The 16,894-nt window shown below is 69.0% G+C and carries 10 protein-coding genes; 7 read left to right on the top strand and 3 right to left on the bottom strand.

Features of this window, described 5'->3' with window-relative positions:
• Positions 1 to 124 precede the first annotated feature (124 nt).
• From smc to ABD927_RS17465, 4 genes are all read left to right on the top strand, one after another.
• Positions 125 to 3,655 carry a chromosome segregation protein SMC gene (smc, locus tag ABD927_RS17450; protein WP_345251120.1) on the top strand — a complete coding sequence of 1,177 codons (3,531 nt, stop codon included), beginning with the start codon at positions 125 to 127 and terminating at the stop codon, positions 3,653 to 3,655.
• A 76-nt stretch (positions 3,656 to 3,731) separates the two neighbouring features.
• The gene (locus tag ABD927_RS17455; RefSeq protein WP_345251121.1) at positions 3,732 to 4,817 is read left to right on the top strand and encodes a cell division protein ZipA C-terminal FtsZ-binding domain-containing protein; all 1,086 of its coding nucleotides are present in this window, start codon (positions 3,732 to 3,734) and stop codon (positions 4,815 to 4,817) included.
• Between the two features lie 4 nt (positions 4,818 to 4,821).
• A complete protein-coding gene (gene ligA / locus ABD927_RS17460; RefSeq protein ID WP_345251122.1) occupies positions 4,822 to 6,903 on the top strand; it encodes an NAD-dependent DNA ligase LigA in 2,082 nt (693 codons plus the stop codon).
• 27 nt (positions 6,904 to 6,930) lie between these two features.
• The gene (locus ABD927_RS17465; protein WP_345251123.1) at positions 6,931 to 7,671 is read left to right on the top strand and encodes an S-methyl-5'-thioinosine phosphorylase; all 741 of its coding nucleotides are present in this window, start codon (positions 6,931 to 6,933) and stop codon (positions 7,669 to 7,671) included.
• A 103-nt stretch (positions 7,672 to 7,774) separates the two neighbouring features.
• On the opposite strand, the gene ABD927_RS17470 is transcribed toward ABD927_RS17465, so the two are convergent.
• The 3 genes from ABD927_RS17470 to map all read right to left on the bottom strand — a co-directional run bounded on the left by ABD927_RS17470 (position 7,775) and on the right by map (position 13,967).
• The gene (locus ABD927_RS17470; protein WP_345251124.1) at positions 7,775 to 10,333 is read right to left on the bottom strand and encodes a glycogen/starch/alpha-glucan phosphorylase; all 2,559 of its coding nucleotides are present in this window, start codon (positions 10,331 to 10,333) and stop codon (positions 7,775 to 7,777) included.
• 185 nt (positions 10,334 to 10,518) lie between these two features.
• Positions 10,519 to 13,113 (bottom strand): [protein-PII] uridylyltransferase, encoded by a 2,595-nt coding sequence (locus ABD927_RS17475; protein WP_345251125.1) that lies wholly within the window; start codon positions 13,111 to 13,113, stop codon positions 10,519 to 10,521.
• A 38-nt stretch (positions 13,114 to 13,151) separates the two neighbouring features.
• Positions 13,152 to 13,967: a type I methionyl aminopeptidase gene (gene map / locus ABD927_RS17480; protein ID WP_345251126.1), complete on the bottom strand. Its 816-nt coding sequence runs from the start codon at positions 13,965 to 13,967 to the stop codon at positions 13,152 to 13,154.
• A gap of 334 nt (positions 13,968 to 14,301) precedes the next feature.
• Here map and rpsB point away from each other — a divergent pair, with 334 nt between their 5' ends.
• The 3 genes from rpsB to pyrH all read left to right on the top strand — a co-directional run bounded on the left by rpsB (position 14,302) and on the right by pyrH (position 16,890).
• Complete coding sequence (gene rpsB / locus ABD927_RS17485) at positions 14,302 to 15,054, top strand: 30S ribosomal protein S2 (protein WP_345251127.1); 753 nt, start codon at positions 14,302 to 14,304, stop codon at positions 15,052 to 15,054.
• Between the two features lie 117 nt (positions 15,055 to 15,171).
• Positions 15,172 to 16,053, top strand: a complete 882-nt coding sequence (tsf, locus tag ABD927_RS17490) for a translation elongation factor Ts (RefSeq protein WP_345251128.1) — start codon at positions 15,172 to 15,174, stop codon at positions 16,051 to 16,053.
• 90 nt (positions 16,054 to 16,143) lie between these two features.
• Positions 16,144 to 16,890 (top strand): UMP kinase, encoded by a 747-nt coding sequence (pyrH, locus tag ABD927_RS17495; RefSeq protein ID WP_345251129.1) that lies wholly within the window; start codon positions 16,144 to 16,146, stop codon positions 16,888 to 16,890.
• The last annotated feature ends 4 nt before the right edge of the window (positions 16,891 to 16,894 follow it).

The following is a 16,894-nucleotide window of genomic DNA, read 5'->3' on the forward strand; positions in this document are numbered from 1 at the left end:
ACGGGCGGCCGGATGGCGCCCCGAAGGCACTCACTATAGCCCTTTGGTATTATACGGAGCACCTCGCGACCCGGCTCCACAGGCTGCGGCTCGGTCCAATCATTCTTAGCCGATACTGCTTCCGGTGCGACTCACCCAGATAAAACTCGCAGGATTCAAATCCTTCGTCGATCCCACTTCCATCCAGGTGCCGAGCCAGCTGGTGGGCGTGGTGGGCCCGAACGGCTGCGGCAAGTCGAACATCATCGACGCGGTGCGCTGGGTGCTGGGCGAATCCAAGGCCTCGGAACTGCGCGGCGAGTCGATGCAGGACGTGATCTTCAACGGCTCGGTCAACCGCAAGCCGGCCGCCCGCGCTTCGGTGGAGCTGGTATTCGACAATTCCGAAGGCCGCGCCTCCGGCCAATGGGGCCAGTACGGCGAGATCGCCGTCAAGCGCGTGCTCACGCGCGACGGCAACAGCAGCTACTTCGTCAACAACCAGACGGTGCGCCGCCGCGACATCCACGACATCTTCCTGGGCACCGGCCTGGGCGCGCGCGGCTACGCCATCATCGGCCAGGGCATGATCGCCCGCATCATCGAGGCGCGGCCCGACGAACTGCGGGTGTTCCTGGAAGAGGCGGCCGGCGTGTCGCGCTACAAGGAACGCCGGCGCGAAACCGAGAACCGCCTGTCCGACACCCGCGAGAACATGACCCGGGTCGAAGACATCCTGCGCGAACTGTCCACCCAGCTCGAAAAGCTGGAAGGCCAGGCCGAGGTGGCCCAGCGCTACCAGTCCCTGCAGGCCGAAACCGAACAGAAGCAGCGCTTCCTGTGGCTGCTGAAAAAGCGCGAGGCCGACGCCGACCGTCAGTCCTATGCCTTGCAGATCGAGCAGGCGCAGACCGAACTCGAAGCCGCCACGGCCGACCTGCGCAAGCTCGAGGCCGGGCTGGAAAGCACCCGCCAGGCCCACTACCAGGCGGGCGACGCGGTGCATGCCGCTCAGGGCGGCCTGTACGAGGCCAATGCCGAGGTCAGCCGGCTCGAGGCCGAGATCAAATACGTGGTCGAGTCGCGCAACCGCATGCAGGCCCAGCTGGCGCAGTTGCAGCAGCAGATCGCGCAGTGGGCCGAACAGCATGAAACCGGCAGCGACGACCTGGCCCGGGCCGAGGAAGACCTGGCCATCGGCGAGGCGCGCGCCGAAGAGGCGCGCATCGTGGCCGAAGAGGCGCAGGCGCAGCTGCCGGCGGCCGAATCCGGCGTGCGCGACGCCGCCGCCGGGCTGGCGCAGCTGCGGGCCGCGCTGGCCCAGGTCGAACAAGACCTGGCGTTGACCGCCCAGACCCAGCGCGACGCCGATCGCCAGTTGCAGGCGCTGGCCCAGCGGCGCGAACGCCTGGACCAGGAAGAACGCGGCCTGCAGCGGCCCGATACCGCGCGGCTGGAACAGCTCGCGGGCGACCTGGCCGACACCGAACAGCGCGTGGCGCAGGCCCAGGAAGAACTGTCGGCGCTCGAAAGCCAGCTGCCGCAGGCCGACGCCGCCCGCCGCCAGGCGCAGGAGGCCGCGCAGAAGGAAGCCGCCGCGGTGGCGCAGACCGAGGCGCGGCTGTCGGCGCTGGTCCGCCTGCAGCAGGACGTGCAGAAGCAGGGCGCGCTGCACCCCTGGCTGGAAAAGCACGAGCTGTCGCAGCTCGGCCGCCTGTGGCAGAAGCTGCACGTGGAGCCGGGCTGGGAAGCGGCGCTGGAAGCCGTGCTGCGCGAACGGATGGCGGCGCTGGAAGTCAGCAACCTCGACTGGGCGCGCGCCTTCTTCGGCGACGCCCCGCCGGCCCGGCTGGCCTTCTACCAGATGCCGACGCCGGCCCCCGCGCCGGCCGCCGAAAACGGCCTGACGCCGCTGGCCTCGCTGCTGCGGATCTCCGATCCGGCGCTGCGCACGCTGATGAACGACTGGCTGCGCGACGTCTACACCGCCGCCGATGCCGCCCAGGCCCTGGCCGCGCGCGCCCAGCTGCCGCCGGGCGGGTATTTCGTGGTCAGGGAAGGCCACATGGTGGGCGCCCATAGCGTGCGCTTCCACGCTCCCGATTCCGAACAGGCCGGCATGCTGGCGCGCCAGCAGGAAATCGAGAACCTGCAGCGCCAGGTCAAGGCGCAGCAGCTGATCGCCGACGAGGCGCGTTCGGCCGCGGCGCGCGCCGAGGCGGCCTACCAGCAGCAGGCGCAGGCGATGCCGGCCGCCCGCCAGCGCCTGGTCGAAACCACCCAGCGGCTGCACGCGATCCAGCTCGAACATTCGCGGCTGTCGCAGCTGGCCGCGCAGTCCGAGGAACGCTCGGCGCGCATCCGCGACGAACGGGCCGAGCTCGACGCGCAGGAAGAAGAGGCCCGCATCCGCAAGGAAGAAGCCGAGGCCCGCTTCGAATCGCTCGACGAACAACTGGGCGAGCAGCAATCCGCCTTCGAGGAAGCGCAGATGGCGCAGGAACAGCGCGAGGCCGACGCCCAGCGCGCGCGCGACCGCCTGCGCGAACTCGAACGCGCGGCGCAGGAAGCCGGCTTCGCCGAACGCGGGCTGCGCGCCCGCATCGACGAACTCCGGCGCTCGCTGCAGCTGGCCGGCGAACAGCGCCAGCGCGCCGCCGCCGAAGCCGAACGGGTGCAGCAGGAATTGCAGGTGCTCGACGACGCGGCGGCCCAGGCCGGCCTGCAGGCGGCGCTGGAGCTGCGCGCCGAGCGCGAACAGGTGCTGGCGCGCGCGCGCATCGAGCTCGACACGCTGGCCGCGGCGCTGCGCACCGCCGACGAGGGCCGCCTGGGCATCGAACGTTCGCTGGAGCCGCGCCGCGCCCGCATCACCGAGCTGCAGCTCAAGGAACAGGCCGCGCGCCTGGCGCAGGAACAGTTCGCCGAGCAACTGGCCGGCGTCCAGGCCGACCTCGACGCGCTCGGCGCCGAGCTCGACGCGCTGCCCAGGGAATGGCAGCGGCCCAACTGGCTGCAATCCGAGCTGCAGCGGCTGGCGCGCGACATCGCCGCGCTGGGCGCCGTCAACCTGGCCGCGCTCGACGAACTGAACGCCGCGCGCGAGCGCAAGACCTACCTCGACGCCCAGCAGGCCGACCTGCAGTCCGCCATCGACACGCTGGAAGACGCGATCCGCAAGATCGACCGCGAAACCCGCCAGCTGCTGCAGGAAACCTTCGACACCGTCAACCGCAACTTCGGCGAGCTGTTCCCGTCGCTGTTCGGCGGCGGCGAGGCCAAGCTGGTGATGACCGGCGACGAGATCCTCGACGCCGGCGTGCAGGTCATGGCGCAGCCGCCGGGCAAGCGCAACAGCACCATCCACCTGCTGTCGGGCGGCGAGAAGGCGCTGACCGCCACCGCGCTGGTGTTCGCGCTGTTCCGGCTCAACCCCGCGCCGTTCTGCCTGCTCGACGAGGTCGACGCGCCGCTGGACGACGCCAATACCGAGCGCTACGCCAATCTGGTGCGCCGCATGAGCGACCAGACCCAGTTCCTGTTCATCTCGCACAACAAGATCGCGATGGAGATGGCGCACCAGCTGGTGGGGGTGACGATGCAGGAGCAGGGCGTTTCGCGTATCGTCGCGGTCGACATCGATTCGGCGATGCAGCTCGCCGTCGAGGCGGCATGATGGCACCGCGCCTGCGCGCGGCGGCCCCGATCCACTCCATTCCATTTTCCAGCGCCCCATACCGGGAATTGCACCCATGACTGATCTACAAACCGGCCTGATCGCCCTCGGCGTCCTGGCGATCGTCATCGTCCTCGGCCTGAACTGGTGGCAGGACCGCCGCGCGCGCAAGCAGATCCAGGACCGCTTTCCCGATACCGGGCGCGATCCGCTGCTGCACGGCGCCGATCCGGCCGCGCCGGCCGCCGGCGGCGGGATGCCGCTGCGGCGCGAGCCGGGCATCGGCCATGGGGCCGCCGCTGCCGACGGCGCGGCCGAGGCCGTTGCCGCCGCCACGGTATCCGGCCACGATCCCGAAGAGCCCGACGAAGCCTGCGAAACCGTGATCGACGTGGTGTTTCCCGAGCCGGTGGCGGGCGACGAACTGGCCGCCTTCACCCAGGGCATCCGGCACGCTGGCCAGAAGCCGCTGCGGGTGTTCGCGGAAACGGTGGAAGGCCTGCACCGCAGCCTGATCCGGTCCGGCGAACGGTACGCGTCGGTGCAGGTCGCCGTGCTGCTGGCCAACCGCAGCGGCGCGCTGAATGCCGGCGAATGGGCCGAGGCGCTGTCGCGCGCGCGGGTGCTGGCCGATCGCTTCGACGGCACGGTAGAGGCTGCCGACACCCAGGGCGTGCTGGAGCGGGCTTCGGCCCTGGATGCCGCCAGCGCCGCGCTCGACGCCCAGGTAGGCCTGACGCTGGCCGCGCGCGACCGCCGCTGGTCGGCCGCCGACGTGCTGGATGCAGCGCGCCAGGCCGGTTTCGGCAGCCTGCAGGACGGCCGCCTGCCGTGGGCCGGCGGCGACGGCATCGTGCGTTTCACGCTGGGCCGCAGCGACGGCGTGTCGCTCGGCTCGCCCGGGCCGGCGGCGATCGCCCAGCTCAGCCTGCTGCTCGACGTGCCGCGCGCGCCGGCCGATCCGCAGGCCTTCGCCGGCATGGCCCAGGTCGGCCGGGTACTGGCCGCCCGCCTGGATGCGCAACTGGTGGACGATTCGGGCCGGCCGCTGGCCGACGGCGCCGAAGCCGCGATCGACCGCCAGCTGCAAGAGCTGTACGGCCGCCTGGAAGCGGCCGGCCTGCAGGCCGGCTCCTCCCGCGCTTTGAGGGTGTTCGGGTAGGCCCATGACCGACACGCCCTCCGGCCTCGACCGCGAGAACGAAGCGCGCCAGCGCGCCGCCGAGCTGCGCGAGGAACTGGCCGCGCATAACTACCGTTATTACGTGCTCGACGCGCCGGTCATTTCGGATGCCGAGTACGACAAGCTGTTCGCCGAGCTGTCCGGACTGGAACGGCAGTACCCGCTGCTGGTCACGCCCGATTCGCCCACCCAGCGCGTGGGCGGCGCGCCGCTGGCCGCGTTCGGCGCGGTGCGGCACGCGCAGCCGATGCTGTCGCTGAACAACGCCTTCGAAGAGGAAGACGTGCGCGCCTTCGACAAGCGCGTGCGCGACGGCCTGGAACTGGCCGAAGGCGAGGCCGTCTGTTATGCCTGCGAGCTCAAGCTCGACGGCCTGGCGATGAGCCTGCGCTACGAGAACGGCCGCTTCGTGCAGGCCGCCACGCGCGGCGACGGCCAGACCGGCGAAGACGTTACCGCCAACGTCCGCACGCTGCGCTCGCTGCCGCTCACGCTGCGCGGCGCGCCGCCGCCCGTGCTCGAGGTGCGCGGCGAGGTGCTGCTGCTGCGCGCCGATTTCGAACGCCTGAACGACGCCCAGCGCGAAGCCGGCGAAAAAGTCTTCATCAACCCGCGCAACGCCGCCGCCGGCAGCCTGCGCCAGCTCGACCCGCGCATCACCGCGCGGCGCCCGCTGCGCTTTTTCGCCTATGGCGTGGGCGAGGTAAGGGTGGCCGGCCGCGACGGCCAGATCGTCGATGCGCCCGAAGACGCACCGCCCTTCGATTCTCACATCGGCCTGATGCAGTGGCTGGCCGAACTCGGGCTGCCGGTGGGCCGCGAGCGCGAACGCGTCGAAGGCGCCGACGGCATGCTGGGCTATTACCGCCGCATCCAGGCGCTGCGCCCCTCGCTGCCGTTCGACATCGACGGCGTGGTCTACAAGGTCGATTCGCTGGCGGCCCAGCGCCGGCTCGGCTTCGTGTCGCGCGCGCCGCGCTTCGCCATCGCGCACAAATTCCCGGCCGAAGAGGCCACCACCGAACTGCTCGACATCGAGGTGCAGGTCGGGCGCACCGGCGCCATCACGCCGGTGGCGCGGCTCAAGCCGGTTTTCGTGGGCGGCGTCACGGTTACCAATGCCACGCTGCACAACGAAGACGAGGTTGCGCGCAAGGACGTGCGCATCGGCGATACCGTCGTGGTGCGGCGCGCGGGCGACGTGATTCCCGAGGTGGTGATGCCGGTGCTCGAAAAGCGCCCGCCGAGCGCCCGCCTGTTCGTCATGCCGACCCACTGTCCGGTCTGCGGTTCGGCCATCGAGCGGCCGGAAGACGAATCCATCGCGCGCTGTACCGGCGGACTGTTCTGCGCCGCGCAGCGCAAGCAGGCGCTGCTGCACGCGGTGCAGCGCAAGGCGCTCGACATCGAAGGCCTGGGCGAGAAGCTGGTCGACCAACTGGTCGACGGCGGCCGCGTCCATACCCTGGCCGACGTGTTCACGCTGCGGGCCGAGGAACTGGCCGGGCTGGAGCGCATGGGCCCGAAATCCGCGCAGAACCTGGTGGCCGCCATCGACGGCGCGCGCACGCCGCCGCTCGGCCGCTTCCTGTTCGCGCTCGGCATCCGCCACGTGGGCGAATCCACCGCGCGCGACCTGGCGCGGCATTTCGGCACGCTGCAAGCCGTGATGGACGCCGGCGAGAACGAACTGCTGCAGGTCAGCGACGTCGGGCCCATCGTGGCGGCGTCCATTCATCGCTTCTTCGCCGAACCGCACAACCGCGAGGTGATCGCCGCGCTGCTCGGCAAGGGCGTGCAGCCGAAGCCCGAGCCCAAGATCGACCGCATGGCGGGCCCCATCGCCGGCAAGATCTTCGTGCTGACCGGCACGCTGCCCACGCTCACGCGCGAGGAGGCGGCCGAACTCATCGCCGCGGCCGGCGGCAAGGTCACCGGCTCGGTCTCCAAGAAGACCCACTACGTGGTCGCGGGCGAAGAGGCCGGCAGCAAGCTGGCCAAGGCGCGCGAACTGGGCATCGCGGTGCTCGACGAAGACGGGCTGCGCGCGCTGCTGGCCAAATAACGCGGCCCACATGGCCAAGGAAGGACAATGCAGGCAATCATAGGCGGCACCGGTCTCTACAAGCTCACGGGCCTGACCGTCACGCGCCGGCGGGCGGTGCGTTCGCCGTACGGCGAACCGTCGGGCGCGCTCACCTACGGCCGCATCGGCAACGGCGAGGAGATCATCTTCCTGGCCCGCCATGGCCACGGCCATGCGTTCCCGCCGCACCGGATCAACTATCGCGCCAACCTGTGGGCGCTGCACGAGGCCGGCGCGCGGCGCATCGTGTCGGTGGCGTCGGTGGGCGGCATCGGCGAAGGCCTGGCGCCGGGCACGCTGGCGGTGCCCGACCAGATCGTCGACTACACCACCAGCCGCCAGAGCACCTTCTACGAAGGCGGCGACCAGCCGGTGGTGCACGTCGACATGACGCTGCCCTACGGCGAGGCGATGCGCCGCGACCTGCTGGCGGCCGCCGCGCGCTGCGGGATCGCGGTGCGCGACGGCGGCGTGTACGGCTGCACGCAGGGGCCGCGGCTGGAGACCGCGGCCGAGATCCGGCGCATGGAGCGCGACGGCTGCGACATGGTCGGCATGACCGGCATGCCCGAGGCCGGGCTCGCCCGCGAACTGGAGATCGACTACGCCGCGCTGTGCGTGGTCACCAATTACGCGGCCGGCAAGGGAGCGAGCAGCGAGGCGATCTCGATGGAAGAGATCCGCGACACGGTCGACGATACGATGCAGGACGTCCACCGCATCCTGGGCGAACTGGTGGGAGGGTGAGGGGACCCCCCTACGCGCTTCGCGCGCCCCCCAGGGGGCGATGCGGGCGGACCGGCCGAGCCGGATCCGCCGCATCCTGGGGAGAGTGCGCGGGAACGGGGGGTTAGCGGTCGTAGCGGCCGTAGCGGCCGGCGCCGTCGGGCGGCAGGCTCTGCAGTTCTTCCTTGGCGTGCAGCGAGATCGGCCGCGGGCCGACGCGCCAGATGTTGCGGCAGTACTCGGCCACGCTGCGGTCAGAGGAAAACTGCCCCGAGTTGGCGCAGTTGACGATGGACATCCGGGTCCACGCTTCGGCATCGAGGTAGGCGGCGTTGACCCGCTCCTGGCACTGGATGTAGGAAGCGTAGTCCGACAGCAGCAGATACGGATCCCAGCCCAGCAGGCCTTCGACGATGGGCTTGAACAGGTCCTGGTCGCCGCGCGAGAAGAACCCGCTCTGGATCAGCCCCAGCACCGCGCGCAGCTCGGCGTTGGCTTCGTAGAAGTCGCGCGGCCGGTAGCCGCGCGACTTGATCTCCTGCACTTCCTGCGCGGTATGGCCGAACAGGAAGAAGTTCTCGGCCCCTACCTGCTGGCGGATCTCGATGTTGGCGCCGTCCATCGTGCCGATGGTGAGCGCGCCGTTCATCGCGAATTTCATGTTGCCGGTGCCCGAGGCCTCCTTGCCGGCCAGCGAGATCTGTTCCGACAGTTCTGCGCCCGGATACACGCACTGGCCGTGGGTGACGTTGAAGTTCGGCAGGAACACCACCTTGAGCAGGTCGCGCACGCCCGGATCGTTGTTGACCACGTCGGCCACCGAGGTGATCAGCTTGATGATCAGCTTGGCCATGTGATAGCCGGGCGCGGCCTTGCCGCCGAACACGAAGGTGCGCGGCACGATGTCGCCGTCGCGGCCCGACTTGATCCGGTGGTACAGCGTGGCGATGTGCAGCACCGCCAGGTGCTGGCGCTTGTATTCGTGGATGCGCTTGACCATCACGTCGAACATCGAATCGGGCGCAACCACCACGCCGGTGCGGCGCCTGATCAGCGCCGCCAGGTCGATCTTGTTGTCGCGCTTGACCTTGCGCCAGGCGTCGCGGAAGCCGGCGTCGGCGGCATGGGACTCGAGCCCGGCCAGGCGGGGCAGGTCGGTGATCCAGTCGTCGCCGATGGTCTCGGTGATCAGGCCGGTCAGGCGCGGGTTGCTCAGCACCATCCAGCGGCGCGGCGTGACGCCGTTGGTGACGTTGGTGAACTTCTCGGGCCACATCTCGTAGAAGTCGCGCAGCACGTCCTGCTTGAGCAATTCCGAATGCAGCTCCGCCACGCCGTTGATGGTGTGGCTGCCGACGCAGGCCAGGTGCGCCATGCGCACGTAGCGCTCGCCGCTTTCGTCGATCAGCGACAGCCGCACGATGCGCGATTCGTCGCCCATGAAGCGGATCCGCACGTCGTTCAGGAAGCGCGCGTTGATCTCGTAGATGATTTCCAGGTGGCGCGGCAGGATGCGCTGGAACAGCTCCAGCGGCCAGCGTTCGAGCGCTTCCGGCAGCAGCGTGTGGTTGGTGTACGAGAAGGTGCGGGTGGTGATGCGCCAGGCATCGTCCCACGCCATCTGGTGCTCGTCCACCAGCAGCCGCATCAGTTCGGCCACGGCGATCGCCGGGTGAGTGTCGTTGAGCTGGATCGCGAACTTCTGGTCGAACTGTTCCAGCGGCAGCTTGCGGATCAGGTGCAGTCGCAGCATGTCCTGCAGCGAGCACGACACGAAGAAGTACTGCTGCTCCAGCCGCAGCTCCTTGCCTTGCGGGGTTTCGTCGTTGGGGTAGAGCGCCTTGGTCAGGTTTTCGGAGGTGACCTTCTTGCTGACGGCGCCGAGGTAGTCGCCGCGGTTGAACACCGAGAAGTCGAAGGCCTCGGTGGCCTCGGCGCGCCACAGGCGCAGCGTGTTGGTGGTGTTGACGCGGTAGCCCAGGATGGGCGAATCGAACGGCACGCCCATCACCGTCTTGTCGTGCGCCCAGCGCACGTGCAGCCTGCCGTGGTCGTCGGAATACTGCTCGGTGTGGCCGCCCAGCTTGACCTCCACCGCCCATTCGGCGCGCCGGATCTCCCAGGGATTGCCGTAGCGCAGCCATTTGTCGGTGTTCTCGACCTGGTAGCCGTCGATGATGGTCTGGTAGAAGATGCCGTATTCGTAGCGGATGCCGTAGCCGATGGTGGGCACCTCGGCGGTGGCCAGCGAGTCGATGAAACAGGCCGCCAGCCGGCCCAGGCCGCCGTTGCCCAGGCCCGGCTCTTCCTCTTGCCGCAGCAGCTCGGCGAAATCGAGCCCCATCTCGCGCACGGCCTCGCGCACTTCGTCGTAGATGCCCAGGTTGATGAGGTTGTTGCCCAGGTGCGGGCCCATCAGGAATTCGGCCGACAGGTAGGCCACGGTGCGCGGGGCCTGGTCCATGTACTCGGCGGCGCTGCAGATCCAGCGCTGCAGGGTGCGGTCGCGCACGGCGTGGGCCAGCGCGAGGTACATGTCGTTCTTGCCGGCGATGGCCGGGAACTTGCCCAGCGTGTAGAACAGGTGGTCGAAGAAGGCGCGCTTCAGGCCTTCCTTGGTCAGCGAGGTACGGTCGTCCTCGATTTCGGGCACGGTCGGGGCGGCGGTGGCGATGGCGGACACAGGCGATGCTCCTCGAAGGGCTTGGCGGCGGGCGCGGCGGCGCGGCCCTGAGGGCTTATTGTTGCGTTCAATTGTTGCACGGCGCAAGACGGGCTTTCAATTCGTTAAGCTCGGGCGCGCCGGGGCGCCGACCCGCCGGGATGCGCTCCGCCGGCGGCGTCGTGCTGCGTCGCCGCGGCGGGGCGCTATTGCAGCGCGTCGAGCACGTCCTGCTCGAACTGGATCTGGCTGCGGGCGTTGTTCAGCGTCGGGCCGTCGATCAGGAAGGTGTCTTCCACCCGTTCGCCCAGCGTCATGACTTTGGCGGTCTTGAGGTTGATGCCGTGCCGGGCGAAGGTGCGGGCCAGCGAATACAGCAGCCCGGTGCGGTCGGACGCCGTCACGCTCAGGATCCACGACTGGCCGCGTTCGTCGGGGCGCAGGTCGACGCTGGGCGAGATCGGGAACAGCCGCGACTGGCGCGACTGGCGGCCGCCCAGCGGCCCGTAGGCCGGCCGCGGCCGGCCGGCCGGCGCAGCTTCCTGCGACAGCCATTCCTTCAGTTCGTGTTCGACCAGGCTCAGCAGCGAGCGCTGCTCGCTGGCGGTGCCCTGGGTGAGCACGATGAAGCTGTCGAGCGCCCAGCCGTGGCGGGTGGTGTGGATGCGGGCGTCCTGCACGCTCAGCCGGCGTTCGTCGAAATAGCCGCAGATGCGGGCGAACAGGTCGGGCCGGTCTTTCAGGTAGACCACGATCTGCAGCCCTTCGCCGGCCGGCGCGATACGGGCCCGGACGATGGGCTCCTCGCTGTTGACGGCGCGATACAGGTGGCGCGTGTGCCAGGCGATCTCGGGCGCGTCGTGGCGCATGAAATAGGCCACATCGAGCTGGTTCCACAGCGGCTTCTGCACGCCGTCGGCCAGGCCGTACAGGCGCAGGATGCGCATCGCCTCGTGCTTGCGGTTCTCGAGCACGGCGGTCGGGTCGGGCGCGTCGCCGCCCAGCACGCGCCGGGTCATCAGGAACAGGTCTTCCAGCAGCTTGCCTTTCCAGGCGTTCCACACCTTGGGGCTGGTGCCGCGGATGTCGGCCACCGTCAGCAGGTAGAGCGCGGTCAGGTGGCGGGTGTCGCCCATCCGCTGCGCGAACTGGTGGATCACCCCGGGGTCGGACAGGTCCTGCTTCTGCGCCACCGACGACAGGGTGAGGTGTTCGCGCACCAGGAATTCCAGCAGTTCGGCGTCGGCCGGCGCCAGGCCGTGGTCGCGCGCGAACTTGCGGGCGTCGATGGCGCCCAGCTCGGAGTGGTCGCCGCCGCGCCCCTTGGCGATGTCGTGGAACAGCGCTGCCAGGTACAGCAGCCAGCGGCGGTCGAAATCGGCGATCAGCTGGCTGCACAGCGGATATTCGTGCGCGTGTTCCGGCATCGTGAAGCGGCGCAGATTGCGCACCACCATCAGGATGTGCTGGTCCACCGTGTAGGCGTGGAACAGGTCGTGCTGCATCTGCCCCACGATGCGCCGGAACGGCGGCAGGTAGCGCGGCAGGATGCTGAGGTCGTTCATGCGCCGCAGTTCGTGCACGATGCCGCGCGGCTGCTGCAGGATGGTCACGAACAGGTGGCGGTTGACCGGGTTGCGGCGGAACTGCGCGTCGATCAGGTGGCGCGCGTGCCAGATGGCGCGCAGCGTGCGCGCCGACATGCCGGTCAGCGTGGCGTTCTGCTGCATGGCCAGAAAGGCGCGCAGCAGCAGGGAGGGGTTGCGCTCGAAGGCGTCGTCGCGGCGGATTTCCAGCCGGTCGTGCAGGCAGTAGAAATCGTCGTCGATGTCTTGCGCCTGTTCGCCGGGGCGCGGGAACAGCCGTTCCTCGATGTTCTGCACCAGGATGGTGTTGAGCTGGGTGACCAGCTTGGCGGCCCAGTAATAGCGCTGCATCAGCAGTTCGCTGGCGCGCCGCGGCCCGCTCGACTTGAAGCCGTACACCTCGGCCAGCGCGGCCTGCACGTCGAACACCACGCGGTCTTCGCGGCGGCCGGTCAGGAGGTGCAGTTCGATGCGCAGCCGCTTGAAGGCCTGCTCGGCGCGGCGCAGCTGGCGGGCCTCGTCGGTGGTGAGCAGGCCGGCGCGGGCCACCTGGCCCCAGTTCTTGCCGAAGCCGGCGGCGCGCGCCATCCACAGGATCACCTGCAGGTCGCGCAGGCCGCCGGGCGATTCCTTGCAGTTGGGCTCCAGCGCGTACGGGGTGTAGTTGTACTTGGTGTGGCGCTGGCGCATCTCCAGCAGCTTGGCGCTGAAGAAGGCGCGCTTGTCCAGGTGCTCCTGCATCGCCGTTTCGAAGCGCCGCATCAGGGCCCGGCTGCCGGCCAGGTAGCGGGCCTCCAGCAGCGCGGTCTCGACCGTGATGTCCTTGGCGGCCTCGGCCATGCATTCGTCCACCGTGCGCGCGCTGTGCCCGGGCTCCAGGCCGATGTCCCACAGCGCCGTCACCAGGCCGGCGATGCGTTCTTCGTCGGCGCCTTCCGGCGGGCGGTGCAGCAGGACCAGGATGTCGACGTCGGAGAACGGGTAGAGCTCGCCGCGCCCGTAGCCGCCCACGGCCGCCAGCGCGGCGCCGTCGGGCAGCGGGTGCAGCGCCAGCAGCGCCAGCAAGGTGTGGTCGACCACGCGCCGCAGTTCGGTCAGCAGGGTGTCGGGCCGGCGGTGGTCGCGGAAGGCGTCGATGGCGCGCTGGCGGGCGGCGCGCATGTCGGCCCGCAGGTCGGCCAGGGTGGCGGGCGGGAGGGGGAGGGCGGCGTTCATGGCGCAGGCTGCGGGCGCGGCGGCCCGCGGGAGGTCGTTCACGCCGCGGCGTGGTCCAGCACGAAGGCGGGCGGCGCCGGCATGCCGGCCGAGACGGTCAGCACTTCATAGCCGGTGGCCGTCACCAGCACGGTGTGCTCCCATTGGGCCGACAGGCTGTGGTCGCGGGTGACGATGGTCCAGCCGTCGGCCAGTTCGCGGATCTCGCGGCGGCCGGCGTTGATCATCGGCTCGATGGTGAAGACCATGCCGGGCTGCAGTTCGAGGCCGGCGCCCGGCTTGCCGTAGTGCAGGATCTGCGGGTCTTCGTGGAACACGCGGCCGATGCCGTGGCCGCAGAATTCGCGCACCACGCTGTAGCCTCGCCCTTCGGCGTGCTTCTGGATGGCGTGGCCGATGTCGCCCAGGCGGGCGCCGGGCCGCACCTGCTCGATGCCCAGCCACATGCATTCGTAGGTGGTTTCGGTCAGCCGGCGGGCCAGCACCGAGGGCTCGCCCACGTAGTACATGCGGCTGGTGTCGCCGTGCCAGCCGTCCTTGATGATGGTGACGTCGATGTTCAGGATGTCGCCGTTCTTCAGCACCTTGGGGCCGGGGATGCCGTGGCACACCTGGTGGTTGACCGAGGTGCAGATCGAGCCGGTGAAGGGCGGGTAGCCGGGCGGCGCGTAGCCGATCGTGGCGGACTTCACCTTCAGTTCGTTGGTGAGGTAGTCCAGGCACAGGCGGTCGAGTTCGCCGGTGGTCACCCCGGGCTTGACGTAAGGCGTGAGGAAATCCAGGATGCGGGCGGCATCCTGGCAGGCGAGGCGCATCTGCTCGATTTCCTGGGCGTTCTTGATGCTGATGCTCATATTTGGTACCAGATTGTAACGGCCGGGCGGTGGCGGCAGGAGGGCGCCTGTGGCCGGCCTGGCCGGCCGCTTGAGCGGGGCGCCCGGAAAATAGTAGAATTATAGGCTTTCCTAGCCTTTCCGACGATAAAACGTCGTGCAAAGCTGCAAGGAAACGCATCCTTTGCGCGGTGGTGCCAGCGACTCGGGCCGATTTGGGCCGATTTGGCCGCCGTCGCAGGGAAATCGCACGCCGCGCCACCCAGGGTGTCGCGGGCGGCGCGGCCGGGCCGGGTAGGCCCGGGCGCCGTCCGCGATACGGGCGCGGCGCCAGACCCAACCCTCGGAGCAGACCATGTCCGTTACCATGCGTGAAATGCTGGAAGCCGGTGTCCATTTCGGGCACCAGACGCGCTTCTGGAACCCCAAGATGGCCCCCTTCATTTTCGGCCATCGCAACAAGATCCACATCATCAACCTCGAAAAGACGATGGCGCTCTACCAGGACGCGCTGAAGTTCGTCCGCCAGCTGTCGGCCCGCCGCGGCACCATCCTTTTCGTCAGCACCAAGCGCGCCGCCCGCGAGATCATCGCCGAGGAAGCCGCCCGCTGCGGCATGCCTTTCGTCGACGCCCGCTGGCTCGGCGGCATGCTGACCAATTTCAAGACGGTCAAGACCTCGATCAAGCGCCTGAAAGACATGGAAGCCATGCAGGCCGAGGGCGCCACCGAGCGCATGAGCAAGAAGGAAGCGCTGATGTTCGAGCGCGAGCTGGCCAAGCTGAACAAGTCGATCGGCGGCATCAAGGACATGAACGGCCTGCCCGACGCCATCTTCATCATCGACGTCGGTTACCACAAGATCGCCGTGACCGAGGCCAAGGCGCTTAACATCCCGGTAGTTGCCGTGGTGGATACTAACCACTCGCCGGACGGCGTGGCCCACGTCATCCCGGGCAACGACGACTCCGCCAAGGCCATCGCGCTGTACGCGCGGGGCATCGCCGATGCCGTGCTGGAAGGCCGCGAACAGGCGCTGCAAGGCGTGGTGGAGGCGGTCGCCGAAGGCGGCGACGACGAGTTCGTGGAAGTCAACGACGAGGCCTGATCGCCCGTACGGCTGAAGCAGGTTTACTGCTGAATCGTCTGAAGGGGCCTAGCGCCCCTTCTTTTTAGTCCAATATTCTTACCGCCGGCGATCCGGCGGACGACCCCAGGAGCAATCATGGCCGAAATTACCGCAGCGCTGGTCAAGGAACTGCGCGAAAAGACCGACGCCCCGATGATGGAATGCAAGAAGGCGCTGACCGAGGCCGGCGGCGACATGGCCAAGGCCGAGGAACTGCTGCGCGTCAAGCTCGGCAGCAAGGCCAGCAAGGCCGCCTCGCGCATCGCCGCCGAAGGGCTGATCGGCCTGTACGTGGCGCCCGACGCCACCGTGGGCGCGCTGGTCGAAGTCAACAGCGAAACCGATTTCGTGGCCAAGAACGACGATTTCGTGGCCTTCACCAAGGAAGTGGCCGAACTGGTGGCCGGCGCCGACCCGGCCGACGTCGCCGCGCTGGCCGCGCTGCCGTTCCGTGACGGCACGGTCGACAGCGTGCGCCTGGCGCTGGTGGGCAAGATCGGCGAAAACATCTCGATCCGCCGCTTCGCGCGCATCCAGACCGCCAACAAGCTGGCCTCCTACCTGCATGGCGGCAAGATCGGCGTGCTGGTCGAATACAGCGGCGACGACGCCCTGGGCAAGGACATCGCCATGCACGTGGCCGCCACCAAGCCGAAGGCGCTCAACGCCACCGGCGTGTCGGAAGAAGACATCCAGCGCGAGCGCTCGGTGGCCCAGCAAAAGGCGGCCGAATCGGGCAAGCCGGCCGAGATCGCCGCCAAGATGGTGGAAGGATCGGTCCAGAAGTTCCTGAAAGAGGTTACGCTACTGTCGCAACCGTTCGTCAAGGACGACAAGCAGTCGGTCGAGCAGGTCCTCAAGTCGAAGCAGTCGGCGGTGCAGCAGTTCGTGCTGTACGTGGTCGGCGAAGGCATCGAGAAGAAAACCACCGACTTCGCCGCCGAAGTCGCTGCCCAGGCCGCTGCCGCGCGCGGTTGATCGCTGTTGAGCAGTAGGGGCCTTGCGGGGGCGGCTGCGGCGCCCCCGCGCGGCGCATCCGGTTCGGCCGGTCACGGATAGGAACAAGGTATGACGGTAGAGATCAGTGCTTCGGGCGGGCTCGCGCCGGGCGCGTACAAGCGGGTGCTGCTCAAACTTTCCGGCGAAGCGCTGATGGGCGACGATGCGTTCGGCATCAACCGCAGCACCATCGCCCGGATGGTGGAAGAAATCGCCGAGGTGGCGGAGCTGGGGGTGGAACTGGCGCTGGTGATCGGCGGCGGCAACATCTTCCGCGGCGTGGCGCCGGGCGCGCAGGGCATGGACCGCGCCACCGCCGACTACATGGGCATGATGGCCACCATCATGAATTCGCTCGCGCTGCAGGACGCCCTCAAGCGCCGCGGCGTCGACGCCCGCGTGCAGTCGGCGCTGAATATCGAGCAAGTGGTGGAGCCCTACATCCGCCCGAAGGCGCTACGCTACCTGGAAGAGGGCAAGGTGGTGATCTTCGCCGCCGGCACGGGCAACCCCTTCTTCACCACCGATACCGCGGCGGCGCTGCGCGGGGCGGAGATCGGCGCCGAGATCGTGCTCAAGGCCACCAAGGTCGACGGCATCTATTCGGCCGATCCGAAGAAGGATCCCAGCGCCACCCGCTACAGCCGCATCAGCTTCGACGAGGCCATCGTCAGGCGGCTGGAGGTGATGGATGCCACCGCCTTCGCGCTGTGCCGCGACCAGAAGCTGCCGATCAAGGTTTTCTCGATCAACAAGCCGGGCGCGCTCAGGCGGGTGGTGTCCGGCGACGACGAAGGGACGCTGGTCCACGTCTGATCGC

Origin of the sequence: Pigmentiphaga soli (assembly GCF_039541095.1) — a bacterium.
Taxonomy (GTDB): domain Bacteria; phylum Pseudomonadota; class Gammaproteobacteria; order Burkholderiales; family Burkholderiaceae_B; genus Pigmentiphaga; species Pigmentiphaga soli.